Origin of the sequence: Granulicella sp. S190 (assembly GCF_009766095.1) — a bacterium.
Taxonomy (GTDB): domain Bacteria; phylum Acidobacteriota; class Terriglobia; order Terriglobales; family Acidobacteriaceae; genus Edaphobacter.
In genome coordinates this window covers 326,008-350,743 of record NZ_LMUD01000023.1, presented here as the reverse complement: position 1 = coordinate 350,743, position 24,736 = coordinate 326,008, and the positions used below count along the sequence as shown (strand labels likewise).

22 protein-coding genes and 1 tRNA gene are annotated in these 24,736 nt (G+C 53.3%); 11 read left to right on the top strand and 12 right to left on the bottom strand.

Features of this window, described 5'->3' with window-relative positions:
- Positions 1–297: 297 nt before the first annotated feature.
- Positions 298–1,038 (bottom strand): sugar transferase, encoded by a 741-nt coding sequence (locus tag GSQ94_RS14905; protein WP_158944642.1) that lies wholly within the window; start codon positions 1,036–1,038, stop codon positions 298–300.
- Between the two features lie 382 nt (positions 1,039–1,420).
- Between GSQ94_RS14905 and rfbC the strand changes: the two genes are divergently transcribed.
- The gene (gene rfbC / locus GSQ94_RS14900) at positions 1,421–2,011 is read left to right on the top strand and encodes a dTDP-4-dehydrorhamnose 3,5-epimerase (protein ID WP_158944641.1); all 591 of its coding nucleotides are present in this window, start codon (positions 1,421–1,423) and stop codon (positions 2,009–2,011) included.
- 41 nt (positions 2,012–2,052) lie between these two features.
- Here the strand turns inward: rfbC and GSQ94_RS14895 are convergent, their stop codons facing one another.
- From GSQ94_RS14895 to rfbB, 4 genes are read right to left on the bottom strand one after another with little or no spacing between them, the layout of a single operon-like run.
- Positions 2,053–2,601 (bottom strand): D-glycero-beta-D-manno-heptose 1,7-bisphosphate 7-phosphatase, encoded by a 549-nt coding sequence (locus GSQ94_RS14895; protein ID WP_158944640.1) that lies wholly within the window; start codon positions 2,599–2,601, stop codon positions 2,053–2,055.
- Positions 2,598–3,524 (bottom strand): dTDP-4-dehydrorhamnose reductase, encoded by a 927-nt coding sequence (gene rfbD / locus GSQ94_RS14890; RefSeq protein ID WP_158944639.1) that lies wholly within the window; start codon positions 3,522–3,524, stop codon positions 2,598–2,600. Before rfbD ends, GSQ94_RS14895 begins: the two co-directional genes overlap by 4 nt.
- Positions 3,524–4,399, bottom strand: coding sequence for a glucose-1-phosphate thymidylyltransferase RfbA (gene rfbA, locus GSQ94_RS14885; RefSeq protein ID WP_158944638.1), 876 nt, complete (start codon positions 4,397–4,399; stop codon positions 3,524–3,526). The genes rfbD and rfbA overlap by 1 nt, the downstream gene beginning before the upstream one ends.
- Entirely contained in the window at positions 4,396–5,529 is a 1,134-nt protein-coding gene (gene rfbB / locus GSQ94_RS14880; RefSeq protein ID WP_254063887.1) for a dTDP-glucose 4,6-dehydratase, read from the bottom strand. The genes rfbA and rfbB overlap by 4 nt, the downstream gene beginning before the upstream one ends.
- Positions 5,530–5,794: 265 nt before the next feature.
- Between rfbB and GSQ94_RS14875 the strand changes: the two genes are divergently transcribed.
- From GSQ94_RS14875 to GSQ94_RS14860, 4 genes are all read left to right on the top strand, one after another.
- Positions 5,795–6,016 carry a hypothetical protein gene (locus GSQ94_RS14875; protein ID WP_158944636.1) on the top strand — a complete coding sequence of 74 codons (222 nt, stop codon included), beginning with the start codon at positions 5,795–5,797 and terminating at the stop codon, positions 6,014–6,016.
- 220 nt (positions 6,017–6,236) lie between these two features.
- The gene (locus tag GSQ94_RS14870) at positions 6,237–7,385 is read left to right on the top strand and encodes a PP2C family protein-serine/threonine phosphatase (RefSeq protein ID WP_158944635.1); all 1,149 of its coding nucleotides are present in this window, start codon (positions 6,237–6,239) and stop codon (positions 7,383–7,385) included.
- An 8-nt stretch (positions 7,386–7,393) separates the two neighbouring features.
- On the top strand, positions 7,394–7,837 hold the full coding sequence (locus GSQ94_RS14865) for an ATP-binding protein (RefSeq protein ID WP_254063886.1): 444 nt from the start codon (positions 7,394–7,396) through the stop codon (positions 7,835–7,837).
- Between the two features lie 10 nt (positions 7,838–7,847).
- Positions 7,848–8,213, top strand: coding sequence for an STAS domain-containing protein (locus GSQ94_RS14860; protein WP_158944634.1), 366 nt, complete (start codon positions 7,848–7,850; stop codon positions 8,211–8,213).
- A gap of 40 nt (positions 8,214–8,253) precedes the next feature.
- Here GSQ94_RS14860 and GSQ94_RS14855 read toward each other — a convergent pair whose 3' ends face one another.
- The gene (locus GSQ94_RS14855; RefSeq protein ID WP_158944633.1) at positions 8,254–10,320 is read right to left on the bottom strand and encodes a PP2C family protein-serine/threonine phosphatase; all 2,067 of its coding nucleotides are present in this window, start codon (positions 10,318–10,320) and stop codon (positions 8,254–8,256) included.
- 555 nt (positions 10,321–10,875) lie between these two features.
- Positions 10,876–11,502, bottom strand: a complete 627-nt coding sequence (locus GSQ94_RS14850) for a hypothetical protein (RefSeq protein WP_158944632.1) — start codon at positions 11,500–11,502, stop codon at positions 10,876–10,878.
- 569 nt (positions 11,503–12,071) lie between these two features.
- Between GSQ94_RS14850 and GSQ94_RS14845 the strand changes: the two genes are divergently transcribed.
- The 4 genes from GSQ94_RS14845 (at position 12,072) to GSQ94_RS14825 (ending at position 16,900) form a co-directional block, all read left to right on the top strand.
- Positions 12,072–12,147 (top strand) — tRNA-Ile (locus GSQ94_RS14845).
- A gap of 140 nt (positions 12,148–12,287) precedes the next feature.
- A complete protein-coding gene (locus GSQ94_RS14840; RefSeq protein ID WP_158944631.1) occupies positions 12,288–13,385 on the top strand; it encodes a site-specific integrase in 1,098 nt (365 codons plus the stop codon).
- 1,037 nt (positions 13,386–14,422) lie between these two features.
- Entirely contained in the window at positions 14,423–15,265 is an 843-nt protein-coding gene (locus tag GSQ94_RS14830; RefSeq protein WP_216843092.1) for an ATP-binding protein, read from the top strand.
- Positions 15,266–15,364: 99 nt separating this feature from the next.
- A complete protein-coding gene (locus GSQ94_RS14825) occupies positions 15,365–16,900 on the top strand; it encodes an SAVED domain-containing protein (protein ID WP_158944630.1) in 1,536 nt (511 codons plus the stop codon).
- A gap of 15 nt (positions 16,901–16,915) precedes the next feature.
- Here the strand turns inward: GSQ94_RS14825 and GSQ94_RS14820 are convergent, their stop codons facing one another.
- The 3 genes from GSQ94_RS14820 to GSQ94_RS21150 all read right to left on the bottom strand — a co-directional run bounded on the left by GSQ94_RS14820 (position 16,916) and on the right by GSQ94_RS21150 (position 20,157).
- Positions 16,916–18,211 (bottom strand): deoxyguanosinetriphosphate triphosphohydrolase family protein, encoded by a 1,296-nt coding sequence (locus GSQ94_RS14820; RefSeq protein WP_256369978.1) that lies wholly within the window; start codon positions 18,209–18,211, stop codon positions 16,916–16,918.
- Positions 18,212–18,538: 327 nt separating this feature from the next.
- A complete protein-coding gene (locus GSQ94_RS14815) occupies positions 18,539–19,147 on the bottom strand; it encodes a site-specific integrase (protein ID WP_254063885.1) in 609 nt (202 codons plus the stop codon).
- A gap of 542 nt (positions 19,148–19,689) precedes the next feature.
- On the bottom strand, positions 19,690–20,157 hold the full coding sequence (locus GSQ94_RS21150; protein ID WP_216843091.1) for a PDDEXK nuclease domain-containing protein: 468 nt from the start codon (positions 20,155–20,157) through the stop codon (positions 19,690–19,692).
- A 633-nt stretch (positions 20,158–20,790) separates the two neighbouring features.
- Here GSQ94_RS21150 and GSQ94_RS14805 point away from each other — a divergent pair.
- Positions 20,791–22,146 carry a phage tail protein gene (locus tag GSQ94_RS14805; protein WP_158944628.1) on the top strand — a complete coding sequence of 452 codons (1,356 nt, stop codon included), beginning with the start codon at positions 20,791–20,793 and terminating at the stop codon, positions 22,144–22,146.
- A gap of 34 nt (positions 22,147–22,180) precedes the next feature.
- Complete coding sequence (locus GSQ94_RS14800) at positions 22,181–22,465, top strand: hypothetical protein (protein ID WP_158944627.1); 285 nt, start codon at positions 22,181–22,183, stop codon at positions 22,463–22,465.
- A gap of 874 nt (positions 22,466–23,339) precedes the next feature.
- Here GSQ94_RS14800 and GSQ94_RS21855 read toward each other — a convergent pair.
- Together GSQ94_RS21855 and GSQ94_RS14790 are read right to left on the bottom strand one after the other, a co-directional pair.
- Positions 23,340–23,504: a LexA family protein gene (locus GSQ94_RS21855; RefSeq protein ID WP_371417535.1), complete on the bottom strand. Its 165-nt coding sequence runs from the start codon at positions 23,502–23,504 to the stop codon at positions 23,340–23,342.
- 279 nt (positions 23,505–23,783) lie between these two features.
- On the bottom strand, positions 23,784–24,736 hold a 953-nt coding region (locus tag GSQ94_RS14790; RefSeq protein ID WP_158944626.1), incomplete at its 5' end, for a DUF2130 domain-containing protein.

Here is a 24,736-nt window from a genome sequence, read left to right as displayed (position 1 = left end):
CATGCAGACTTTTCCCTAAAGTCGCCCTCAACATCTCTCGCATGCCTTCTAAAGACATCCTCAAACTCCAATCGGGTGCCGCATCTAGATAGTAAACGGAGAGATAAGGAATTTTCGTAGGCCGGTCGTCATGCCTACGTCCGCCACTCCCTTTTGAAGTTCGGCAGACAGATCAATCGGCATTTGTGTGAAGCATTCTGCTGTCAGGAAGGCATTCCAGTGCAGAAAGGAAGGATAGAGACCGAAGAGTCGCTGATCGTATCGGGGCAAAGCCAACGGCTAGCGACTTATCTCTGACTAAAACGCGCCATCCTGGTTTACTACGGACGCAAATGTCTTGATTAGAATCCAAATATCCTTCATGAGCGACCAACGCTCGACGTATTCGCAATCCAAGGCGACACGCTTCTCGTAACTCAATGCGCTGCGTCCCGAAACCTGCCATAGTCCGGTTAGCCCAGGCTTCACCCGACAGTAGCAATCAAAGCAATCGCCGTACTTTTCCACCTCTGCAGCCACAATCGGTCTGGGTCCCACCAGGCTCATCTGTCCAGTAAACACATTCCAGAGTTGCGGGAGTTCATCGAGACTATATCGCCGCAGGAAAAGCCCCACATTGGTGATTCGGGGGTCTTTGCGAAGCTTGTGAGTTCTGTTCCATTCTGCACGCGCCTTGGGGTCGCGCGCTAAATGAGTCTCCAAAACTTCCGCTGAATTGATACACATTGTGCGGAACTTCCACATTGAAAAAAAAGCACCACTTTTGCGGATTCGTCGATGAGAATAAAAAACAGGCCCAGGTGAGCTAAGTCTTATGCAGGCCGCCACGATACCAAGAAGTAACAGCACAACGGGCATCGAGATCAGGACCAACGTGATATCGACGCAGCGTTTGATTACCCGGTAACGGAATAGTTCAGACGGAGTTTCCTCTGTTCGATGCGAGTTCTCCAGCGGTCGGCCAACTGACTCCGGGTACGAATAAGAACCTTCAATAGCCGCTGTCCGCGACTCGGGAGATTGATATTCAGCCTGCATTCGAATCCTGTATCTGATCGACTCGCATGTGCGCAAGTAATGCGTACATCAGCCGAACTGGTTACTGCTACGCGCCTTGTGTCGCGGTACGATCTCTAAATCCGTTTCCAGCCTCAACTAGATTGGTAAACGGCCGCGCTTCGATTTCACTTCAACTCTTTGTGATGCCCGCTCATGGGACCTTACGATGTCTCTCTGCTGAACAGCAGTTTGACCAAGCTGACGACTGGGAAATAAGACGCATTGTTGCAACCACATCATTCTACCTGATGACATTCTGTAAGCTGAGTTTACGTGGACTGAATTCTCTTTTCTTTCGCTCATTTTGGGAATGAGCTCGCGCTCCCTTTCGGATACTGGACATAGACACTAAACTAAAGAAATGCAAGTTTTGGACACTCCTCTTCGCGATGTCAAACTGATTCAACCCCAACGGTTCGGGGATAGTCGCGGTTGGTTTGCAGAAGTATTCAATCAATCAACCTTTAAAAATGCTGGCATCCCGTCCCAATTCGTACAAGACAATCAGTCTTTTTCTGTCAAAGGGGTGCTCCGCGGGCTCCACTATCAACTCGGCAAGCCGCAGGGTAAGCTCATTCGGGTTCTTTCCGGTCATATTTGGGACGTTGCAGTGGATTTGCGCCAAGACTCTCCCGACTTTGGAAAGTGGGCCGGATTTCACCTAAAAACTCAATCTTTGGATGATGATCTGCAATTACTCTGGATCCCAGAGGGCTTTGCTCACGGGTTTCTTGTTCTTTCGGACACTGCCGAAGTCTTGTACAAGACAACGAACCTTTATTTCCCTATCGGAGAGCGCTCTATTACCTGGAACGATCCCACCCTGGCGATCGCCTGGCCACTTGAAGCGCTTAATGGCAACCTACCGTCCGTCAGTCCCAAGGATGCTCTTGGCAAGCGTTTCCTAGGAGCCGACCTTCCGCCAGTTGAGGCGACTACTACCCGGATGTAAATCCTCCCTTTGTCCTCGCGGCGTCTCTTGGGTTAGCTGCTTCACCCGTGCGCTATCAGCCATCGTTCCACCTCGGCTAATGACTCTACCTTCAAAAATTCTCCATCACAGCCGGCGATCTCTGTCCCACTAATCAAAAATGACTGGCGGAGCCCAGCAGCATTCGCAGCTGCAACATCCGAGCATCGATCTCCAACCATCACACTTTCATTCAGTTCGATTCCAAACTCCGCAGCTCCTCGTCGGATCATACCTGTGCCGGGCTTGCGGTCTTCATGCTCACGCTTATACTCCCCGACCCCGTGTTCTGGGTGAAACGGGCAAAAGTAGACGGCGTCGAGTTCGACTCCTTCCGCCTGCAGCTTCGCGCGCATGAATGCCATCAAGGTATGAAAGTCAGCCTCCGAATAGTAGCCTCTCGCGATTCCTGCCTGATTGGTCACGATGATCAGCCGGTATCCAAGATCTGCCGCAGTTCTGCAAAGCGAAAAAATCCCAGCGACAAACCGCACCTCTTCTGCGCGATGAAGATATCCCACCTCTTCATTCACCACGCCGTCACGATCGAGAAATAGAGCTCGCCGTTTCATAGCTCCGACAGCACCTCTCGCAGCGAGTCTCGCCAGTCCATCATGGTCCAGCCGAACTGCCTGTCTAATTTGCTACAGTTCAGCCGGGAGTTCGGGGGGCGCTTGGCTGCAGTCGGATATTGAGCTGTCGATATGGCCTCAATTGCCGCGAGCCGCGCCGAGGGCTCTCTCTTGCTCAGTTGTTGAACCGCCTCTGCAGCGAATCCGAACCACGTAGTTTCGCCCTTGCCGCCTGCATGGTAAATCCCCCTGACATCCTGCAACGCAGCTTTAAACCCTTTTTCCTGCGCAACCGACTCGCAATGTTCCATCACGTACGCAGTCATCTTTGCCAAGTCACGACTCCCGGTTGGAGCGCCATGTTGATCAGCAACGACTCGCAATGTATCCCTCTCGCGCGCCAACTTCAGAATCGTCAATAAGAAATTCTTCCCGTGGGTTCCGTAGACCCAACTTGTTCGGAAGATCATGTGCTCTGCGCCACTCTCTGCAAGAGCCTTCTCGCCTGCGAGCTTGCTGGCTCCGTAGACACTATTCGGAGCGGTTAGATCGGTCTCCACATAGGGCTCACTTCCTGAGCCATCGAAGACATAGTCGGTAGAGAAATGGATGACGCCCGCACCGATAGCTCGCGCCTCTTCTCCAAGGATGCCAACGGCCTCAGCATTAATTGCGTACGCCAGCCCGGGCTCGCTCTCCGCCTTATCCACCGCAGTGTAGGCTGCGGGGTTTACGATCCATCGGGGCTGCACGGTTTGAATTGTCTCGTGAACCGAATCCACATTAGAAAGGTCCATGATCGTTCGATCAGGTGCGACCACTTCGCCAAGAGAATTCAGGATCTTCAATAACTCTCCGCCAACCTGCCCCGTTGCGCCCGTCAACAGAATCCGCTTGCCTGGCGGCAGCTTTCCACGCAACATCAATACACCGTCTCTTCCAACACCTGCAACAGGTATTGCCCATACGTACTTTTTGCGATCTTCAAGGCCAGTAATCGCAGCTGATCGGCGCTTATGTAACCCATTCGGTACACAATCTCTTCAGGACAAGCCACCTTCAACCCCTGTCGCTTTTCGATCGTATGGATGAAGGTCGATGCCTCCAACAGAGAGTCATGGGTTCCCGTATCGAGCCATGCGATTCCGCGTCCGAGTACCTGAGTGCGAAGTTGCCCTCGTTCGAGATACCAGCGATTCACGTCGGTGATTTCAAGTTCGCCGCGAGGCGATGGTTTTAGTCCCTCTGCGATGCCAACAACCTGTGCGTCATAAAAATAGATTCCAGTCACGGCATAGCGTGATTTAGGCTTCAGCGGTTTTTCTTCAATAGAGATCGCTCGGCGACTCTCGTCGAACTCCACGACACCGTATCGTTCGGGATCGAGTACCGGGTAAGCAAATACTGTAGCTCCCGGGCCGCCCTTGGCAGCCTCTCGTAACGTCTTTGCGAAATCGTGTCCGTAGAAGATGTTGTCTCCTAAGACCAGGCAGCAACCTTCTCCTGCGAGAAACTCTTTTCCGATCAAAAATGCCTGTGCCAGACCGTCCGGGGATGGTTGCACAGCATACCGCAACGTGATGCCCCACTGCTCGCCATCTCCCAGCAGTTGCTCAAAGCGTGGCGTATCTTCCGGCGTCGAAATCACCAGAATCTCGCGAACACCCGCCAGCAGAAGAGCCGAGAGCGGGTAGTAGATCATCGGTTTGTCATAGACGGGCAGCAGCTGCTTTGAGACGGCCTTTGTCACTGGATGAAGCCTGGTCCCCGAGCCACCGGCAAGAATAATACCCTTCATCGAGCTCCCTCTCCCGCTTCGGTCGTTGTGCGTTGCTCAGATGCTTTATGGCCGCGGCCGGAGTAGTTCTGCGCCATCCATTGCTGGTACGCCCCGCTTGTGACGTTTTCTATCCACTCGGCGTTTCCGAGATACCACTCAACAGTCTTCCGTAGTCCTGTCTCGAAGCTCTCCTGTGCCCGCCAGCCAAGCTCGCCTTCGAGCTTCCGTGCGTCGATGGCATACCGCCGATCGTGCCCCGGGCGGTCTGTTACATACTTCACCAGTTGCAGATGAGGCTTGAACGTCGACTGCGGCACCAGCTCATCTAACAACGCACAGACGGTCGTGACAACCTCAAGATTGCTCCGCTGGTTCCCGCCGCCCACGTTATACGTTTCTCCAAGACGGCCACGCTCCAACACCGTTCGCAAGGCACTCGCGTGGTCCCCTACATACAGCCAGTCTCTTACCTGTTGCCCGTCGCCATAGACTGGGAGTGACTTGCCCTGCAGCGCATTCGCAATCATCAGCGGAATCAGCTTCTCCGGGAACTGGTAGGGGCCATAGTTGTTGGAGCAGTTCGTAATGATCGCAGGCAGGCCGTACGTATGCACCCAGGCCCGCACAAGGTGATCCGAGGAGGCCTTTGAAGCTGCGTAGGGACTATTAGGAGCGTACGGCGTCTCCTCATGGAATGCAGGAGCTTCCGGAGTCAACGTGCCGTAGACTTCATCCGTCGACACATGCAGAAATCGAAACCTGCCTTGACCTTCTTTCGTCAGCGCGTCATAGTAAGCTCGAGCCGCCTGCAGCAGGGTAAATGTGCCGTTGATGTTGGTCCGAAGAAATGCTTCTGGTCCCGCAATCGAACGATCGACGTGGCTCTCTGCGGCAAAGTGAATGACTGCGCGAGGTTGATACTTCTGCATCAAACTGGTGACCAGTTCTGCATCGCAGATATCGCCCTGTACAAACGTATACTCCGCGCTTTGCGCTATAGAGGTCAGGTTCGCGGGGTTCCCGGCGTAGGTCAACTTATCCAGATTCACTACCGGCCCGAGGCCAGCGGCCAACCAGTCGAGCACGAAGTTGCTCCCTATAAATCCCGCTCCGCCAGTTACTAAAATGCAGTCGCTGCACTCAATCACTTTTGCTCCTTCTGCCGGTTCCATGCTGATTGCGGAGCCGCCATACTCTGTTTTTGACTTTAGATTAGGATATCTGATCTTCGTAATCCGGCTATTCGTCCAAGCTCTTAGTCCCAGCAGCGTTTGGGGCGCTTTACTGAGTGACTCAGTCTGCAAAGTCCATCAATTGGCCATCAAAGCGGCGAAAACTCAACTTTGCGATAGCCGAGGGCAACTGCAATCGCCTTCCCTTCTCTCCAATGAAGGGTGATCAGAAAGGAAATTTATGACTACGAATAATCAAGCAAGTCGAAGCGGACATCAGAACGCTGCCTCCAACCCTAAACATGCGGTCGAACCCTCCGGTCCAAAGGGCGACAACCCTTCAACTGCCGGCCCAGGGCCTACTCAGGTCAAGTCCGGCACCCCTGAGAACAACCTGGGTCATATCAACCCGTCAGCGCCGGAAGATGCGAACGTAACCCCCGGCACAACAGGCCAAAAGTAAGATTGTCCTGTTCAACCACTACCATCCGTGATATCTCCTGAAAGGACTCATCAGACGTCGAGATCGTTCTCTCGCCATCGCTTCAATCTTTCTCTAGTCTCGGACCCTGCGCGAGTTGGCGAGAGAACGGTTGATAAAGATCGAGTGAGATGCTCTGCCACATGGCTCAGAGTTGAAATCTCTATCATCGTCTGAAAGAGGATACTGAAGGAGAAGTCTTATGGAAATCGAAAGCAGCCTCCATTTACAACAGCAGATCGCCCGGCTGCAGGCACTCCTGGACACAACCCATCGCATTCATAGCACCATCGAGCTGGATAGTGTTCTACGGAGCGTTCTGCAGATAACCGTGCGCGAGCTTGAGATGGCAGGCGCATTCTTCACGGCCTTTCCCTTCTCCTATGGAGAGATCCCACCTCGGTTTCTTTTGCATCCTCCGTCTTCAGATCCAAAGCGCGGCTGTTATCGCTTCCCGTTGCTTGATCGTAACGATGCCGTTCTCACGGAGATGGTCGTCATTACGCGCGAGAGCGCACCACTTTCCCTTTACGAGCAGGATTTTCTGGAGCACCTTGCAGTACATGCCGCGGTAGCCATCGAGAATGCCCGCTATCACGAGCAGACCCTCGACATGGAACGGGTCAAACAGGACCTCTCCTGCGCCCGTGATATTCAGCGAAGCCTCCTTCCACAGTCCTTTCCCGATATCCCTGGCTACAGCATCGCGGGTCGATCGCAGACTTGTTACGAAGTCGGCGGTGACTACCTCGACCTTATCCCTCTCTCCACCGGAGAGTTGATGATTGTTGTGGCCGATGTCGCGGGCAAAGGCCTCGCCTCGGCTTTGGTGGGCAGCTCGTTCCGGTCTGCACTACGGGCAATTGCAAACTCGGGAATGTCCCTGGCCGATATGGCGACCCACATCAACAATCTTCACTACAAAGAAGGAGAGGAGTCGCGGCGTCGATACGTAACTGCCATGTTTCTTCGACTAGACCCCAAGACGCATACTATCGAAGTAGTTAACGCCGGACACAATCCCGCCTTTCTTCTCAATGGTTCAGATGTTCCTGAGCTCATTGAAGCAAGCGGCACACCAGTCGGCATGCTGCCTGTCTCTAGTTACACGGCAGAAAAATATGTACTGTCGGATAAGGCGAAGCTGCTAATCTACACCGACGGAATGACTGAGGTATTTCAAGGTGACGAAGAATTTGGTCAGGATCGACTCTTGGAAGCATTTCGTACCTGCCGCTTCACCGACGCGACGGGAACGCTGAACTCCATCTGGCAAACCCTGGATGCCTTCTCTAACCAGGAAAATCAGTCAGACGATATGACCGCACTCGTAATTGGACGGAAGCCGTAGGAGGGGAAGTGGACAGCAAGAACGTGAACAGCATCGAACTGCGTCTTCCTTCGCGTCTCGGCTTTGAAAAGATCGCAATGAGTACGGCCGCCAGCGTTGCCAAGTTGATGGGCTTTGCTCCGGATCGTGTAGAAGATCTCAAGACTGCTGTCGCAGAGGCCTGCATCAACGCAATGGAGCATGGAAATAAACTGGATGAGTCTCTGATTGTCGGGGTCATCCTCTTAATGAACGAAACTTCCCTGGAAGTGAAGGTGCTTGATACCGGTACGGGACCGCCCAGCGGTGTCCACACTCCGGATATGGATAAAAAGATGCACGGAGAAGAGGCCAGCCGTGGCATGGGAATGTTTCTTATTCAGTCATTAGTCGATGAGGCAGAGTGGGTCAGCTCGCCCCCGACCGGCAGCTATGCGCGGCTCGTAATACGCTTGAACAAGATTGAGGAGTGAAGGAGATACGATGGCGGAGTTCAGCACCAAGGTCAAGATGGAACAGGTCAAATGCGCTGCCGGTGATCCGATCACGGTGCTGCGCTTCGCAGGTGATATCACGAGTTCGTCCGAGGCAGCAGTCCTGGGCACTTATAACGGACTGCCCCACGAGACAGCCAAACGCATCCTGCTCGACTTCTCGAAGGTGGAGTACATCAACTCCAGCGGTATCGCATTAGTGATTCAATTGCTCTACGCCGCCAGCCAGAAAGGTCAGTCGGTCCAAACCTTTGGCCTGACGCCGCACTTCCAAAAGGTATTCACCATGGTGGGAATTACGAAGTACACCAAGCTTTATCCCGATGAAGCCTCTGCCTGCGCGGGTTTCGAGTAAACAGCATTCGACTGAAGAGTGCTTCCGCTGAAAACACTTTCTATGTCGTGGTGAGAATGCCTTTTTCGTCAAGCACGTTCTCAACCTGAAGCTTGCGCTGGATTCGCAGTACAAGAATGTCATCCTCCTGCCCGAAATCCTGGGCCGCCGATGCGAGCTCTGCCGCCGAAACTGGCTGTTGCAGCATCTTTTCAATACGTTCGAACCCGAACAGCTGCTTCTGTTGATCCTGGGCTTCGACCACTCCGTCTGACATCAGCATCAACGTGTCTCCCGGCGCCAATGTGAAATGGGAAACGAAGAACTCCGCGCCCGGCACCACGCCGATCGGCAAGGATCCTCCCATTTCTACTTCGACACCATTGAGATAGGGTGGCAGATGCCCTGCATTCGCCAGCGTCACTCCTCCCTGGGTATCGATTTGCAGAATCAGGCACGTCGCACTGGCTCGTCCGCGACCCCATAGTCGATCGTTTAGACTGTTCATCAGAACCAGAGGATCGGAATCATACTCCGCCGCTGTTCGTATTGCCCCTACGATCAACGCAACGAGCATCCCAGCCTGCAGCCCCTTACCAGTGACATCGCCAACCACAATCAGTACACTGCCATCTGCCTGGACAGGGAGAATCTGGAAAAAGTCCCCGCCGACCTCGCGTGCCGGACGATACTCGCTCTCGATAGCAAGCCCTGGCGTCTTCGGCAGCTGCTCGGGAATCAGTACGTGCTGAATCTGCCGAGCCTGTTCAATCTCCGCCTTCCACTGTTCCCGCTGGCGCTGAGTATTGAGGAACCGTCGAAGCAACATCACCGTGATGAGAAAAAGCGAGATTACCGTCGAGATGCTTCCAAGCTGTACATAGAAACCGAGAATGTTGAACGCCGTCGGTATGTGAAAGAGACGAAGCTGAGTTTGATAGAGCCCGACAGCGACCAACAGCACTGCTGAAAGGGCCAACCAGCCTTCCGTCTTTTGTTTGCGAATTCCTCGAAACGTAATGGCACACAATAACGCCGCAAAGCAAAGCCTCAGTCCAAGCAGAATTGGATTGAGATAAACGGCAGCGTGCACTGGGATGTACTCACCATAGATTGGCGCGCTGATCATGGCCGTTCCGATCATCGTAAGCGCGACCAGTCCCCAGACGATGCGATGGATCCAGTGCATCCTGCTTATCCGGAACCAATAGCCCCAGAAGATGACCCAAAGCCCAATTCGGATAGGGCCGATGACGACCGTCTGCAAGATGATTCCGGGCGTCAAGGCAATCCAGGGCACGAAGTTGACGATGAGCACAACACCATTACTCAAGATGGTTACAGCACAGACCAGACTTAACCAGAGATACGAAGGCTCGCTGCGATCCATGGCGAGAAGGCTCACCGCCACCATCCACGCGAGGAGAAGAATCAACATCTCCAGAAAGCCCGTGCCCACGGCGTGCGCGGTATTGTCCCAGTCCAGTTGAATCAGGGTTCCGATCACTCCAGCGTGGCCAAGGACGGGTGGCTCATGCATACCGCCGGCATCAGGGGTCAGAAATAGCGACGCGCTGTCCATATAGACGCGGATAGCGATTGTTATCGGTCCATTGCGAAGCTCCCGCGGCAGCCGAAATGATCGGGGAAGAGTGCTATAGGCAGTCGCCTTCCGTTCGCCAAATCTGCCAAGCTCTCCCAATAGTTGACCATTGACGTAGAGTTGATAGGCATCATCCACCTCGTTCGGCATCTTGATTGCGAGTCTGCCATGAGAGCTCTGCACATTGACTCGTAGCCGATACCAGGCGAACCCCGTATGCCCCGGATACCCACTAGCGGTCCAGCCTGGAATCTCTCCGCTTACACCCAACTCGGGATTGGAAGATCCGGCGGGAGGCGTGAGATTGATAGTTCCCCAACTTGAATCGTCGAAGTCTTTCTGCGCCCACGCCATATCGTCGCCGATATGAAACTTCCACAGACCAGACAGCTCTACGGTGCCATCGCCAAGAGTGACTTGAAGCTCCTCTTTCGGCGTCGGATTGGTAGAGAAACGCTGCCCACGCAGTCCCGCTGTAAAGCTGAAGAGCAGCAACAACACAACCGAAGTTCCCGCATGACGCATAGATGAAACTCTCACGATCTGTTGATGAACTCAGTGATGGGCCAGTGACTCGGCTTTTTCGTATCGCAACAGATAAATCGAAATCAATCGCAAGTACCGGCTATCGCCTTAACTCATCCATTTGCCGAGGGCGTGTTCGTCTCTAATCTTCGAGGCCGCACCTACAGACATATGGAATCGCCGTCACACCCAACGCGCGTTTGATGGAGTGACCCCCTGAGCGTGCACAAAACATTTCCAATATCGAAAAACGGCAGAGAAATTCGGGGAGACCAGGAGCTCACCAAGAAGGTGCTTGCTCCGAAGGTTACGAAAATCAGCACTTCACTGTCAACCGTATCATCATGAGACGAGAGACTTTGCGACACATACCAACAAAAGAGCCCGGACATTAGCCCGGGTTATCCTTCTATCTCATCCCTTCGGACAAGCTTGAAATTCGTCACGCTCGTGAACTACAAATTGCTTCCTGAGACTGACCACAGACAACTTATTTCGTGCCACGCGAGACGGGCCGAACTTGCGGGCCCATTCTCGCCAGCTTGATTTGTGTCTTTAGCTATTAATTTCAGAGGACTTTTTGGCATTCGTCCAAATTCGACGCGACATGTACAGACCGGCCATCATGACGCCAGTCGAGAACAGCAGCAGCGAATCGGGTTCTGGCGTTACACCTACAGATCCAGTTCCTCCCTGGAACAGGTCTGCGTTAGCCCCCTCTTCAAAGACGATAATGTCATTTCCTGCAGGAATACCAGTCCCGCCGGCAAAGGACAAGTTATATAAACCGTTTGCCTCGCTGCAACTCACTACATTGAGCGCACTGGGTATACCGTCCTGGCCAGCTGAGTCACAGCTTGCATCCTGATTTCCAAGAGGCGCGCCTAAGAAGGAGAGGGTGAGGCTGTTGATCGTCTTTGTGGTCGCGTTATTGATCAGGAGGCAACCGTATGTACCCTGATCGAGACCTTGACCCAAATCGAATTGATCGCAGACATTCTGCGACAAAGCGACGCTGAACGACTGTCCGGGATTGAAGGCAAAACACGAAGTGTCACCCGGCAGGCAACCGTTCGGAGGATCAAGAACGGTCATGCGGAAGTCGACCCCACTGGCCTTCGCGATGCTGGAGCCACCACACAGCAGAGCCAAGACAAAAAAGATGCGAAGAAGTTGTTTCATTTACGTTCCTCCGAAGATACTCACTTACTATTTCTGCAACTACAGTTGGAACAGGGAAGTCGCGACAAGGGGACCCGGGTAGTATTTTTTATGAATCGTAGATGTACTACACACAAGCACGTGCCATGCCAAAAGAAAACCTCAAGGATTCAGAGAAATCACACCACCCGCAGTCATCACTGCGCAGAACATTGCACGGCAAACGGAAGAATTAGTGCTTTTATGAACACACCATATCCACTGGAACACCATCGCGCTGTACTCAATCTGGCCACCATGCGAGCATTTCCAGCAAAGACAACATATGCCCGCTAAGTTGCTAAGCGAACAATGCGAAACCCAGGATCGAACCATGCGGCAGCTGGCCTAAGACGACGCAAAGCTGCGAGGCGCCCCGTCTCTGACTGAGAAGACACCTTCTCATATGGGCATGCATTTTGGCTTCGGCGCGTGGCTATGAAATACTCGAAACAGCTGGCGCTCGAATTGAGCTCGGCTCAAGAGGTCAATTCCCCACTGCTTCACCAGCGCACACGAAATAGAACACCGTGCCGCTCACGGGCGAGCCGGGGCCTGTAGCTCAACGGTTAGAGCAGGGGACTCATAATCCCTTGGTTGGGGGTTCAAATCCCTCCGGGCCCACCAAATTCAAAGTATGCATCTTCAACTAAAATAATAGCTTATGCTGTGTATCTGCGGAGGCTTTATCCTGCCTCTTGCACTTCTAATCCGCCTCCGGTACAGTTTCGGTACAGTAAAGAAACGCAAACCATACCGAAGGCGCAATGGCTGCAATCGTTCGAAGACCCTCTGGAACCTGGAAAGCAGTCATCCGCAAGAGCGGATGGCCCACGGCCGTAAAGACGTTTCGCCTGAAGCGAGATGCCGAAGACTGGGCTCGCGGAGTCGAAGATGAGATGGTCCGCGGCGTCCACATCCGGCGCGCTACTGCCGATCGCACGACGCTGACGGACGCTGTCGATCGATATCTTCGCGAAGTGACACCCACCAAAGAGAAGAGCACCCAAGAGGCAGAGACCCGCAGAGCAACCACACTCAAGAGATATTTGGGGAAATATTCGATGGCGGCGCTAACGCCTGATGTAGTGGCGAAATTTCGGGATGAAAGATTAGAGGGGAAGGACCGAAAGGATAAGAACGGAAATTCGAAGCCGCGTGCCAATGACACTGTTCGTCTGGAACTGGCCCTCCTTGGACATATCTTCACGATCGCGCTGATGGAATGGAAGCTGGGCCTTGTTTTCAATCCCGTGCTGAGTATTCGACGTCCTCAACCACATCCCGGTAGGGAACGTCGGCTCACATCGGAAGAGGAAAGCAAGTTGTTTGGCTTGCTTCAGCAGCACGGCAACCCGATGCTCGCGTGGATCGCTGAACTCGCATTGGAAACTTCGATGAGGGAAGGAGAGATAGTAGAGCTGCGAGCCCTCCAAGTGGATCTAAAGCGCCGGATCGTCTCATTGACCAAAACCAAGAACAAAGATTCTCGGACAGTTCCACTCAGCAAGCGCGCTACGGAGCTATTTGAAAGGGCATTGAATCATCCAAAGCGTCCGCCCGATACAGATCTAATTTTCTTTGGCGAGCCTGGAAAGGATGGAAAGCGACGGCCTTACCAGTTTCTATCAGTCTGGCGGAACATCAAGATTGCGGCCGGCCTGCCGGATGTCCGTTTTCACGATTTGCGTCATGAGGCAATCAGCAGGCTGGTGGAAGCCAGGTTCTCTGACCAGGAAGTAGCATCGATAAGCGGCCATAAATCGATGCAGATGGTGAGACGATACACGCATTTGCGCAGTGAGAACCTTGTCAAACGACTGGATACGCTGAAGCCGCGAACTGAAAGGCGTCGGATCGTTTGATGCAAGCAGGTCATCGCGGGCCCGCCTTCTCCGTGCCATTCTTGCCGTCAAGGATCTCGCCTACTGCGGAGGTCGAAAAATAGAGCCGTCTGCCCAGATACACACGGGTAGCGGCGATTGACCGATAATACGGGCTCTGCTTGTTCAGACAAACGCGAAGGCCGTCTATGGAACGCTTGAGCACCTCCGCCAAATCACCCAATGTCATTAGTGGCCCATATCTGTTAATCAAGAATTCGCTGGTCGACATTCAATTATCTCTCTCAGTGCGTGGCTTTCATATCTTGTTTTGGTCAACCTCTAAAGCAAACAGGCATGGCCGAAAACCAAATTTAAGAGCGAGCCTAACTGAGAAAGTGGCAGAAGAAAATACACACTAGAAATCTTTTTTAGTCGCGATCTTTGTGATGAACAGCACAAGAATTCCGAGCGCTGACGCACTCTGAATCCGCGTGAGCAGTAGTGCCTGAATGTCTTTCCGGGGCTTTGACGAGTCTTCCGTGGCCACACCCTAAATGGGACCGAGCGAGACGACCAGACACACCTCGCAACTAAAATGGAGCAGATTCCCACAAGGTAATACAGGGCTGCTCACGGCGAAATGGTCTAGGCAACGCCCTCACGCGGCCGCTCCAGGATGAGGGCGCGCTCGAACTCGGCAACGTCGCCGAGAAGCGATAAGAGAAGAACGGCCATTGGGGAAGCGTCGCCCGTGAAATGAAAAGCCCTACTTGGACGAACTCGACCGCCACTCCGCGAGCCGTAAGTACAGGCGACCCAATGTGGCTTGGCTTTGTCTACACCGCGCGCCTTTGCGCGGTCACCATCAACGGGGCGCCAAGGCGCCCCCCAACTATTTAAAGGAAGAAGGAGACCAATAATTGCAGAAGGCCGCACCCACCGTTCCACCGGCGGGGTTGTAGGTCCAGCACGCCCCTGATCCAGAGCAAGGGCCGTTTCAAAAGTAAGCTCGCCACGTCTCAGTGGTGAGCTCTCCCCGCTGCTATCCAGCGGCGGCGTGAATGTAAGGGGTAAAGATGCCGCACACGGATCTGGATGCATTGTTTGATCGACGACTGGAATTTCCCGACATTGATGCCGCGAAGCGATTACATCGGCTTGTGGGCCTAGACGACAAAAAATTGCGGCTCACAAAAACTCTCGGTGTTCTCGTAAATAGCGCGGGACCGCATGCCTGGGCCAAGAAGTACCACAAGGACGCCGTGGTATTGCTGGACTACCTGGCTCGGCGACCACCGTTGGTCATTCTCGCAGGTGACGTGGGCACTGGGAAAACGGAGCTATCGGAGACGATTGGGGATGCTGTGGCCCGGCAAGAGAATATTCCCATCACACTTTTTCCGATGAGCCTTTCCACTCGAGGGAGTGGCAGGGTCGGAGAGATGACTCAGCTTCTCAGTGAAGCATTTGACGCCGTTGTAACCTATGCCACCCGCCTTCGCGGAAAGGGTGCCAAAGCGAGCGGTGCCGTGATCATGCTCGTCGATGAAGGGGACGCGCTCACTCAAAGCCGAGAAGCAACCCAGATGCACCATGAAGACCGCGCTGGAGTGAACGCCTTCATTCGGGGCGTGGATCGCATGGCGGAACAGCATCTCCCTGTGGTTGTGATCCTCTGTACAAATCGCCTCTCGTCGATTGATCCTGCCGTACAACGAAGAGCCGCCGACATTTTTCATTTTGAGCGGCCAAATGAAATCCAGCGCCATGCTGTTCTGGAAGGCCCACTGACCGAAGCCGGCTTTACGACGCAAGAAATCACAAAATTGGTCAAGGCAACCGGCCGTGCGGGTACACTCTGCAATTGGCTTTACGTTCTCCGACCTGACGCAACGTTTTCTTCCTACCTTGGTGCTTGATGCCTACCCTGATAAACCCCTCTCTTTCCATCGGGCGTTGGAGTTGGTGAAGGAGATGGAGCCGACTCCGCAGTTTCAGAATGGTCAAGGAGAAGGGCGATGACTCAGGCTGTTGCCTCAAGGCGAGACGGGGACACGTTCCAAGCCCGCCTTTTCTGGCAAAAAGCGGCTCGGATGCTGATCGCAAACACGCATATTTCACGCGTTGGCTTCGAGAAGGGTCCGAAGGGGTTTGATGACGTCTGGGTTGAGTACCTTGGCTATGTCGCGCCCAAGGACTATCAAGGATTGTCAATTCTCCGGGATCACTATCAATGCAAGTGGCATGTTACCTCGGGTCAGTACGGTTATCGTGATATCGTCGACCCCGAATTTATCAACGCGACGTCGCATTCTCTTCTCCAGCGAGCGAGGCAGGCACAGCTTCAGTACGCTCCGGATGGAACCGGATGCCGATTCCGTCTCTACACCAACTGGAGAATTGCGTTCGACGATCCTCTACGCGAACTCATTCATCAAAGGGCACACAATCTTCGCTTGGATCGGATGTATCAAGGGACGACAACCAGAAGCGCTTCGGGACAACTACGGCAGGTTTGGCGCGATCATTTAAATATTCCCGACGAGGCTCTACGGGTCCTTGCACGAACGCTAGCCTTTACGGAAACTACAGAGTCCTTAGAAGATGGTCGTGATAGGCTCAATGACCTCTTCCGTATTGCGGGCCTAAAGCCTATCGCCCCAAACGAGAGTTCCTGCATTTATGACGACTTGGCATTCCAGTGGCTCGCACAAGGCCGTCTTGAATTTGACCGGTCCACATTCCATGCCGCCTGCAAAGAGGAAGGTCTACTTGACCGGAGTCATGCGGCGCCCATCGTTTACGGCATTAAGTCCTTTGAGCATCCGACGGATATTCTAGAAGAACGGTGCACAGCAGTTCTCAACCTTCTTCCGAAGTTTTATGACAGACAGATTCGTCCAGACTCAGACTGGGAAGCCGATCTCTATCCTGAGCTTCGGGCTTTTCTTATTACATCAGCAAGAGCTACGGACAGATTGCGTCTAGCACTCGACGCGCATGTGACGCTTGCAGTAGCCACCGGCACAATCTTAGACGTGAAGAGCGGGCGAATCGTTGAAATAGAGCAAAGGACTGGCGCCCGCCAAGTTTGGGCTCCCGATGACCGAGAGTCCTCGAAGGACTGGTGCTCGCTCACGTCCACCGTTGAGATCTCCGAGGAAACTTCGCAAGATATTCTTGTGACCGTAAGCCTGACGAGAGATGTAAGGCCGATGGTTCGCTCCTATGCGGAGACTTCCGGCTTAAAATATCGAGTGCTTCTTTCTGCACTGCCCTCATCGGGCCCGGGTTCGGCCAGCGTGCAATGTGGCAGACATGCAGTCGATCTTGCAGAAGAACTGATGAGAATGATTGGAGAGCAACGCGCCGCAATAGGGTTCGCCGGACGCGTGCACCTTTTCTTAGCGGTGCCTAACGGCTTTGCGTTTTTTCTTGGACAGCGCATTAAACCGGCGGGCAAAGTAGCTATTTATGAATATGATTTTGAGGGACTAAATGGAGGTTCTTATGAGCTTTCACTGGAACTGCCTGTCGGTATCCTTAAGCCATAATTGGTGTGGTGACTCCTATTTACCCGTGAGGAGGGCATAAACATGCGCAACCTCATGTTCCGTCATGCTCGCCACATAATCAACGACGACTCGCGTTTGAAGAAGCACGTCCCCTTCTGCTGCGTCGAGTTCCTCTTGGTAGGCGGGAGGAAATAACCTCCGGTTGTCTTTCGCGGCACGATGCATTGTTTCAAAAACAGTTCGCACAGTTTGTGTTTGGCCATGTTGTAGGGTCGCGAGTTCGTTGTTAAGAATCACGTAGTGCCAAGTCAATTCTTTGAGCATGCGGATTTCATCCTCCGCATACTGTCTGATCTCGACAACGCTCTTGGCTCCCGCAGTCGGTGTCACTAGGGTTATGGCATTCACATAACGAGAAATCAGGACGGTAGAAAACTGCGAAAGGCCGGTGCGCTGTTCAAGCGTCCCGATATATCTGCGGTCAAGAGGAAAGTACTCAAGCACCTCTTTAAAGGTCTTTTCAAGATTCGCGCGCCGGGGGGCCAGGTCCCGACGGCGGGCGAATACTTCCGCGAAAAAACTATCTCGTTCGGCTGGGTCATTGTCGTCGGCAAGACGATCCACTGGGATTTGGCCGGCACAGTAGAAATCAACAAGATCGTGTACGGCGTAAGTGATATCGTCGGCCCAGTCCATGATGGCAGCTTCGGGGCTTTTGGCAAAGGAATCCAAAAAGTGCCCCTCACGAACCCAATTAAAGAGGCTCCGTTCTGTTTCGTATACACCCCATTTATCATGCTTTCCTGGGTTGTCGCCGTGACCCCATGGATACTTCAAAATTGCATTTAGTGTCGCGCGAGTTAAATTGAGGCCCCGGATGACCGGCGTCTTCTCACTGTCTGCGGCTACTGCATCGCTGACGGCTAGCTTTGAAACGATTCGAAAAGATTGAGCATTCCCTTCGAAACCGTCTTTGAGACCTGCCTCTTTTGCGAGCTTGTCCAATTCTTTTTCAGATATATGACCGAAGGGAGGGTGGCCGAGATCATGGGCAAGAGCCGCGGCCTCGGCTACATCAGGGTCGGGAGCCTGTAGGGCGTCAGCCTCTTGTTTCTTAGTGCTTCGAAGTTTTTCTGAGATGCGACGGGCGAGCTGCGCTACTTTTAGAGAATGTGTAAGGCGATTATGGAAGACATAACCGCGATCAGCAGATACGACTTGGGTGACCTCCGCGAGTCGCGCGAAAGCGCTGGAATATTGCACCCTATCACGATCTACTTGAGCCGACGTCCGCGTGTCCGATCGATTTTCAGAGTGAAATCGATCGGACAGATTGATCGGTGCAGACAAGTCTATTTTGCGTGCAACCGAAGTTTCCGGTCGGCTGTCATTTCGATGTAATCACTTGAGATAAGGGGTAGAACCGCCGCCTTAACGGTAGATGCGCTGGCTCCGGAATCCTCCCTGACTTGGGACACAAGGTCATTCATGGAGAGCTCCCGACCATCGAGCACGTTGAGAATTTTTGCTTGCACGGGAGCCACTGGCAAACCTCCTTGAGACCGACTACAACCCCTATTGTAGGGTTCCAATCATGCGTTGTCCACCAAACAGTGGGAGAAGAAACGCTACGGCCCCAGAGAAGCAACAGTCATAGTCCCAAATTGTCATTTACGGCTATTCATTCTCCTGCTCAGACCCAAGATAACGTTCTGTCGTCTGAATCGGCGAATGCCCCAGCAGAAACTTGATCTGCTCAATATCGCCGCCACTCTTTCGGCAGAGCTTGGCACACGTGCGCCTCAGGTCATGGGCGCCGAAATGCTCTAGGCCGATTTGCTTCGATGACTGTTCAACTACCGACCAGATGGCCCAGTCTCCCAACTCATCTCGCAGAATCTTGCCAGACTTGGAGATCGGTCGAAGTAGCCGCCCTTCCTCGATTTTGGCTGCGATCATCGAGGCGTTGATTCCCTGCTTCACCCAGATCGGTACCGCGACAGTTCGAATACAGCCACCTTTGCCGCGAAGATCGATGATTACCCATCTTCCCTCTCGGAGCTGGATATCCTCGATGTTGAGCGTAGCTAGCTCCCGCCGGCGAAGAGCGCAGCCAACAAGTAGAGCGATTATTACGTAGTCGCGCTTTCCCTTGAGCTTCGAGCGATCAGGCACCGTGAGAAGCTCCTTGGCCTGTTCACGAGTGAGCCAGTTGCCTAGCCGAGTTCCCTGCTGCCGGACGTTGGGGACGTCAGTGAGGTTGGCAGCTTCTTCTAGACCGATCATGCCGTTCCGTCGCGCTTCACCGACAAGCTTCCGTATGGCCGACATCCGAACATTGATGGTCGAAGGGGGAGAGACGCTCCATCGTCGTTCGGTATTCCATCAGGAGCGCAAGAGAGAGGCCGGCTGGCACAGAAGGCAAACAGATCATCGAGGGCTTTTGCGTAGTTGCGTTCTGAGTGAATGGACTGCACTGAGTCCAGAACCATCTGACGCAGAACTGCCTGAGCCTGGGTGAGAGCGAAAGGCGGCTATGCGGGCGGCAGTACAACCTGAATGAGAGAGGTGCTCACTGCCAGTCAACCTCTCCATTCCTGCTGCAATTCCAAAAGTGCCACAAGCTGTGGCACTTTTCTCGCGCAGTTGCTGAGAGGCATCTCTCGATCATCAAGGCAGTTTGATCATTCTTCATCCGAACGCTCCTGCCGCAGAGATTCCATTTCGTCCCAAAGCTTGGTGACAACCGCCTGCAGATCCTCGACGGTAGGGACCTCTTCACGGATTGGCTGCGGGAGCTCACGCGATAGCTTGAGACACCGATCGGCTTATCGATGCTGCGCAGCGTGTACTCCACGATCGGACTGCGATGACTCTCGAAGAGCAGGAGGCCAATGGTCGGTGCATCGGGGCCTGTACGAAAGATCATCCACCGCTGAGAGATAGAAGTTGAGCTTGCCGGACCACTCCGGTTTGAACTTCCCGGTCTTGAGCTCGATGACGAAGTAGCAGTGGAGGCGAACGTGGTAGAAGAGCAGGTCGATGTAGAAGGTCTCATCCCCGACCTCAAGTGGGACCTGGCTGCCGACGAAGGCGAACCCGCGGCCGAGTTCGAGGAGCAGATCCCGGAGATGGATCAGAAGACCACGCTCGATCTCCCGTTCATGCGCTTCGCGGGTGACCGTCAAAAAATCGAAGTTGTACGGGTCTTTCAAGACCTGTTCGGCCCGGTCTGAGTCGGGAGGCGGAAGCGCCCGATGAAAGTTGGTGATGGCCTTCCCTTGCCGCAGCGACAAGAACGGAGTCCTTCGTGCTGGGCAGGAGGCCATTGACGTCCTGAGCGAGTTCGGCGTTCCATTGATCCGATGCGTGCATGCTATTTACACCTGTCGAGGGTGGCCCGTGCTCCCCGGCTCTTGAGATTGGGAGGAATGGGCCACACCGAGACAGTGAAAGAATCGCACTCCAGGCTGACCGCGAAGCTAGCCTTGACCCTAAAAATAGCCAGTTGCTATAGCAGCCGCAATTATCGTTTTGTATAAGAGCGGTGGTCGCTGCAGACGTTTGTTTCGGAACGAAGCTTTCCCAAGTCACTCTTGATCCTCGACCGGTCGACGATCATGACGCCGCCACATTTCACTGCCGTCGACATTCCCGTTCCTACGATGGCCCCAGATCTCCTTGGCACTAGCGATGAGCCAGGGTAGGTGATGGTTGGCAGCGAGGCGCCCCTTCTTCGCGGACGCTGAACTGGAGGTCATGCGTCGGTCTGCCGAGAAGCTAGCGGAGGACACTGAACATTCGAACGTCGCCTGAAGACAGTCTTGTAAACCATTGTTAACAGTATGGTTGCAAACTCTTTCATCTTGCGCTGAGAGCAGGGACGGGCTACGCTGGCCCACCTCCCCAAATCCAGAGTGGAGAACGACATGAAAACGAAAAGAGCCCTAAGAAGTGCCCTCAGTTGTATCCTTGGTTTAGCAACTGTTTCCTCTACTGCAATTGCACAAGATGCATGCGTCGCACTCCTTCGCCACGGAATATACAACACCGTCAGAAGCACCCAACAGGGTTCTTCGTCATCGACGATATACAACCAAATCTGCTCGAACTACAGTCTCTATAAATCTGGTCAACTCCAAGCAAATGCATCAGGTAGCTATGGTCTCATTTCTGGGAGTGCATCTTTTAGTAAGTCAGACGTCGAAGCAATCGGCTCAGCGATGTGTTCGACTGGATACTCTGACGCTACAGCGGCCAATCAGATTGAAAACTTCTCCTCGATTGTCAGCCCAGAGGGAACTCAAGCCTTTACAGCATGTATGAAAAATCAAGGTGAGGGCCTGATTGTGACGACAACCTTTGACGAAGCCAGCCCCGAGCTCGTCACGATCGACGCCCACTACAACAGAGTGGGAGCCGGTCCCAATCAGAACCATGTAAGGGGATTCAACGTTCAGGATGGATCGGGGGGGAAGTATCCCGTGAGTTGCACAGGATCGCTAAAAGACGCTGCTGACCACCACAGCCTTATCCAATCGGCGGTTTTAAGCATTAGCTGCCGTAGACCCATCGAGAATGACCCCACGAAGGCATTTCCCATCGAAGGGGTGGTTGGAGGATTGGGCTACCCCGCTTCGATCACAATTGACACCGACATCGACTCGATTAAGTTTGCATGGGGGGCTATCTATCTTCCGCCTCCTGTGAGTCCTATACCACCTGCGTTCATTGGTGAGATCAGGGCAGTCTCCTTCCAGCCCAATTCTCCTGGCTTTACGAAGCTCGTGGCAAATAACTGGGTGGAATGCGATGGTAGGGCGCTGAATGCTGCAGACTATCCGGATCTATATGCTGCCCTCGGAAACACGTGGGGAACAACAAACATAGGAACAACGTTCAAGATTCCTGACCTGAGAGGTCAATTCCTTCGGGGCTGGAGTCATGGCTCTTCTGTTGATCCAGAAGCAGCATCACGAACAGTCGCAGATCCAGCGAATCCACACGCAGGTTGGACAGGAGCATCTGGAGATTCTGTTGGAAGCCGTCAGCCAGACGCGTTACTCAACCATGTTCATCAGATCGCAGGTGTCCATGCCGAAGCTGGTGGCGGCAATGGCTTTCAGGGGACGGATCTGGACTCAAATTCAAACAAGGGCGGTCCTTGGCAAAAGAATGTAGATACCCAGGGCATCGTGAACACACCCTTAATTTCTAATTCCGAAACTCGACCAAAAAACGTGAGCGTTATGTACGTCATCTACGCGGGACCGAAAAAGCAGTAGGCAAGCGGGTCAGATAATCGAAAGGACTTCAAGAATGGGCTACCCCGTTGAAATACATAACGATTATGGTCAGACGCTTACCGTAGAAATACGAACAGGCAATAACCCAAACGACTTAGGACAAAACGCTTTGTTTTATCAGGGTGATTTAGGTCCTGATGAATCCAAGACAACCGACAACTTTGATCCCATCATTTGTTTCCGGCGTTCAGCTAACCCAGATAACCCGGGGGCTGGCTTAGGAGGTTGGAATACCTTCTCTCCGGATGATAGGAACACACCCAAAACTCTCGAACTAAGTGAAGCGGGAGGAGCCTAGCTTATCGCGCAGAGTTCTTCAAAACGCGTAAGTCATTGTCACCCCACTCCTGATGGTCGCCTTCAGCTGGCCTTGCCATCCGCGATATAGTTGAGATGATTCGGCGCACTATAGCTTGGTCCTCAGGCAGAACAAAGGCCACCCGCAGGTGGCCTTTGTTGTTTGTGGAGCAATATCTGCGGTGACTTACTCCTGAGCATCCGACCAGCCTCGCCGCCAAGCGATAGACGCATCGTCGTCGCATTCTAATTATTTCGAGCCAGCCTTGAATCCAGCATCGTAGTCATCCAACTCCTCGGGAGTTCTTTTCCTGTACAGGAACGGTTCCTCGTCTTCGATCATCTGCTCCACGTCAACCCTCTTCAGTGTGGCGTGCTTCCCACCGTCTCAATCGCCCTGACGCAACTCCTCAAGCATGCCTCAGACAGGTATGCATCTTTAGTGCTTCCTGGCCCGCCCGAGTTTTTTCAGAAAGTCTGATAGAAGGGACCAATATCTATCCTCAGCTTCTTGGGACCTTTTCCGGAGCGCAAAGTAACGTGGCCGGCGCATATTCTTTGGCCTCGAGGGAAGGGCTCAAGGAGATTCCCCGAACCGCCGAGTTCGAGGCGCATATGATGCCTCAAAAGAGGAGTGCCATGCCATGACAGAGAAGCCCGATACCGGCACCGAGAGTTCCCCCGATCCACTGGAGTTAGCAATTAGATCCGTGATTAGCGGCGAGGATCTCCCGGTACTCAAGATCGAGGACCTACGTCTCCCTGAGGAGAGCGATGAAGCGAAGCGCTGCCTAGCGATTACAAACATATTAAAGGATTTTGCGATTCGCAAAGCGTCTCGCCCTATTTCGATCGCTATTTTCGGACCGCCTGGGTCAGGCAAATCGTTCTGTGTCGGCCAAATTGCGATGGCGACTGATTGCAGAAAAGCAAACGCACGCGACGGTATACGCTCCATTGACGGCGACGACACTGCCGTTGACCGGCTTCGCCGCCCGATCCACCACGAGCAGGTCGCCGTCCAGAATGCCGGCATCCATCATCGAGTCGCGACTCGCATCAGGAACATTGCCGCTTTGTTCTCGATAAGGAACTCGGTCAAGTCAAGCGGTGTTTCCAAATAGTCTTCTGTCGGACTCGGAAAGCCAGCTGGTACGCCTCCATCGAAGTACGGCAGCATCAACGGCCAGCTCGCGGCCCATTCGACGAGTTACAGACTCATCCGACACGCCCGCTCAGGCATAGCAGGAATAGCGAAAAAAGCGAATATGCGGCTAAGGCAAAGGCGCGATGGCATCCGCAATCAATGGTCCAACTCATCAAGCCTCGGAAAGAACACCATTCGTGAGATCTGAAAACTTAGCAGCCATGGTTGGGTTGCCGCGAGTCAGCTTTCTTATCGTCACGTCCTGAGCCTTGTCGTTTGCAAGACGAAGATTATTAACAGTGCCGAGCAGAGCTGCCTTCGTTTTTTGTAGGTGATCGATCGACTTGTCTATCTCATCAACTGCAGTTTGGAAATGCCTGGAAGCCAAGTCGTAATTCCGCGCGAATGCGGTCTGGAACGCCTGGAGTCCGTTTTCGAAGTTCGAGATGTCGATGTTTTGGGCTCTAACGAGCGCCAACTCTGATTTGTATTGAAGTGATTTGAGCGCGGCATTTCGAAGCAATGTGACCATCGGGATGAAAAACTGTGGTCGGATGATGTACATCTTCGGATATCGGTGGAACATGTCAACGATCCCCGTATTGTAGAACTCACTATCAGGCTCGAGCAGGGAAACAAGAACCGCATACTCGCATCCCTTCTCGGCGCGATTCTTGTCAAGCTGCTTCAGGAAATCTTCGTTCCTACCCTTCGTAGCGGTACGATCATCCTCGTTCTTCATCTCGAACATGATCGAGACAATCTCAGTTCCAGCCTCATCCGCATCACGGAAAATGTAATCGCCCTTGCTCCCTGTTCGCGCATCATTGTCCTTCTCGAAATATGCCCGAGGAAAGGCCGTCGCTCGAATTCGGTTAAATTCCGTTTCGCAATGCTGCTCAAGAGTTTCGCCAACCATTTTTGTCGATAGGCGCGCCTTCATGTCACGAAGACGCTCGATCGCAACGTCGCGATCCTTGATCTGCGTCTCGTACTTGTCTGTCAGACTTTTTTCAGCAAGCTGCTTTTCAAGCTCAGCTTTTTCGAGTTTGCTTTGAAGTTTGTTGCGATCCTTCTCAACCTCACTGATTGCCTCGCTAATCGCGAGCTTACGCGCGGCTTCTT

What these genes read in the sequence shown, in the direction of transcription:
- GSQ94_RS14905 (WP_158944642.1), bottom strand. Translation starts at nt 1,038, where the DNA reads ATGCAGGCTGAATATCAATCTCCCGAGTCGCGGACAGCGGCTATTGAA.
- rfbC (WP_158944641.1), top strand. Translation starts at nt 1,421, where the DNA reads ATGCAAGTTTTGGACACTCCTCTTCGCGATGTCAAACTGATTCAACCC.
- GSQ94_RS14895 (WP_158944640.1), bottom strand. Translation starts at nt 2,601, where the DNA reads ATGAAACGGCGAGCTCTATTTCTCGATCGTGACGGCGTGGTGAATGAA.
- rfbD (WP_158944639.1), bottom strand. Translation starts at nt 3,524, where the DNA reads ATGTTGCGTGGAAAGCTGCCGCCAGGCAAGCGGATTCTGTTGACGGGC.
- rfbA (WP_158944638.1), bottom strand. Translation starts at nt 4,399, where the DNA reads ATGAAGGGTATTATTCTTGCCGGTGGCTCGGGGACCAGGCTTCATCCA.
- GSQ94_RS14875 (WP_158944636.1), top strand. Translation starts at nt 5,795, where the DNA reads ATGACTACGAATAATCAAGCAAGTCGAAGCGGACATCAGAACGCTGCC.
- GSQ94_RS14870 (WP_158944635.1), top strand. Translation starts at nt 6,237, where the DNA reads ATGGAAATCGAAAGCAGCCTCCATTTACAACAGCAGATCGCCCGGCTG.
- GSQ94_RS14860 (WP_158944634.1), top strand. Translation starts at nt 7,848, where the DNA reads ATGGCGGAGTTCAGCACCAAGGTCAAGATGGAACAGGTCAAATGCGCT.
- GSQ94_RS14855 (WP_158944633.1), bottom strand. Translation starts at nt 10,320, where the DNA reads ATGCGTCATGCGGGAACTTCGGTTGTGTTGTTGCTGCTCTTCAGCTTT.
- GSQ94_RS14850 (WP_158944632.1), bottom strand. Translation starts at nt 11,502, where the DNA reads ATGAAACAACTTCTTCGCATCTTTTTTGTCTTGGCTCTGCTGTGTGGT.
- GSQ94_RS14840 (WP_158944631.1), top strand. Translation starts at nt 12,288, where the DNA reads ATGGCTGCAATCGTTCGAAGACCCTCTGGAACCTGGAAAGCAGTCATC.
- GSQ94_RS14830 (WP_216843092.1), top strand. Translation starts at nt 14,423, where the DNA reads ATGCCGCACACGGATCTGGATGCATTGTTTGATCGACGACTGGAATTT.
- GSQ94_RS14825 (WP_158944630.1), top strand. Translation starts at nt 15,365, where the DNA reads ATGACTCAGGCTGTTGCCTCAAGGCGAGACGGGGACACGTTCCAAGCC.
- GSQ94_RS14815 (WP_254063885.1), bottom strand. Translation starts at nt 19,147, where the DNA reads ATGATCGGTCTAGAAGAAGCTGCCAACCTCACTGACGTCCCCAACGTC.
- GSQ94_RS14805 (WP_158944628.1), top strand. Translation starts at nt 20,791, where the DNA reads ATGAAAACGAAAAGAGCCCTAAGAAGTGCCCTCAGTTGTATCCTTGGT.
- GSQ94_RS14800 (WP_158944627.1), top strand. Translation starts at nt 22,181, where the DNA reads ATGGGCTACCCCGTTGAAATACATAACGATTATGGTCAGACGCTTACC.
- GSQ94_RS21855 (WP_371417535.1), bottom strand. Translation starts at nt 23,504, where the DNA reads ATGGATGCCGGCATTCTGGACGGCGACCTGCTCGTGGTGGATCGGGCG.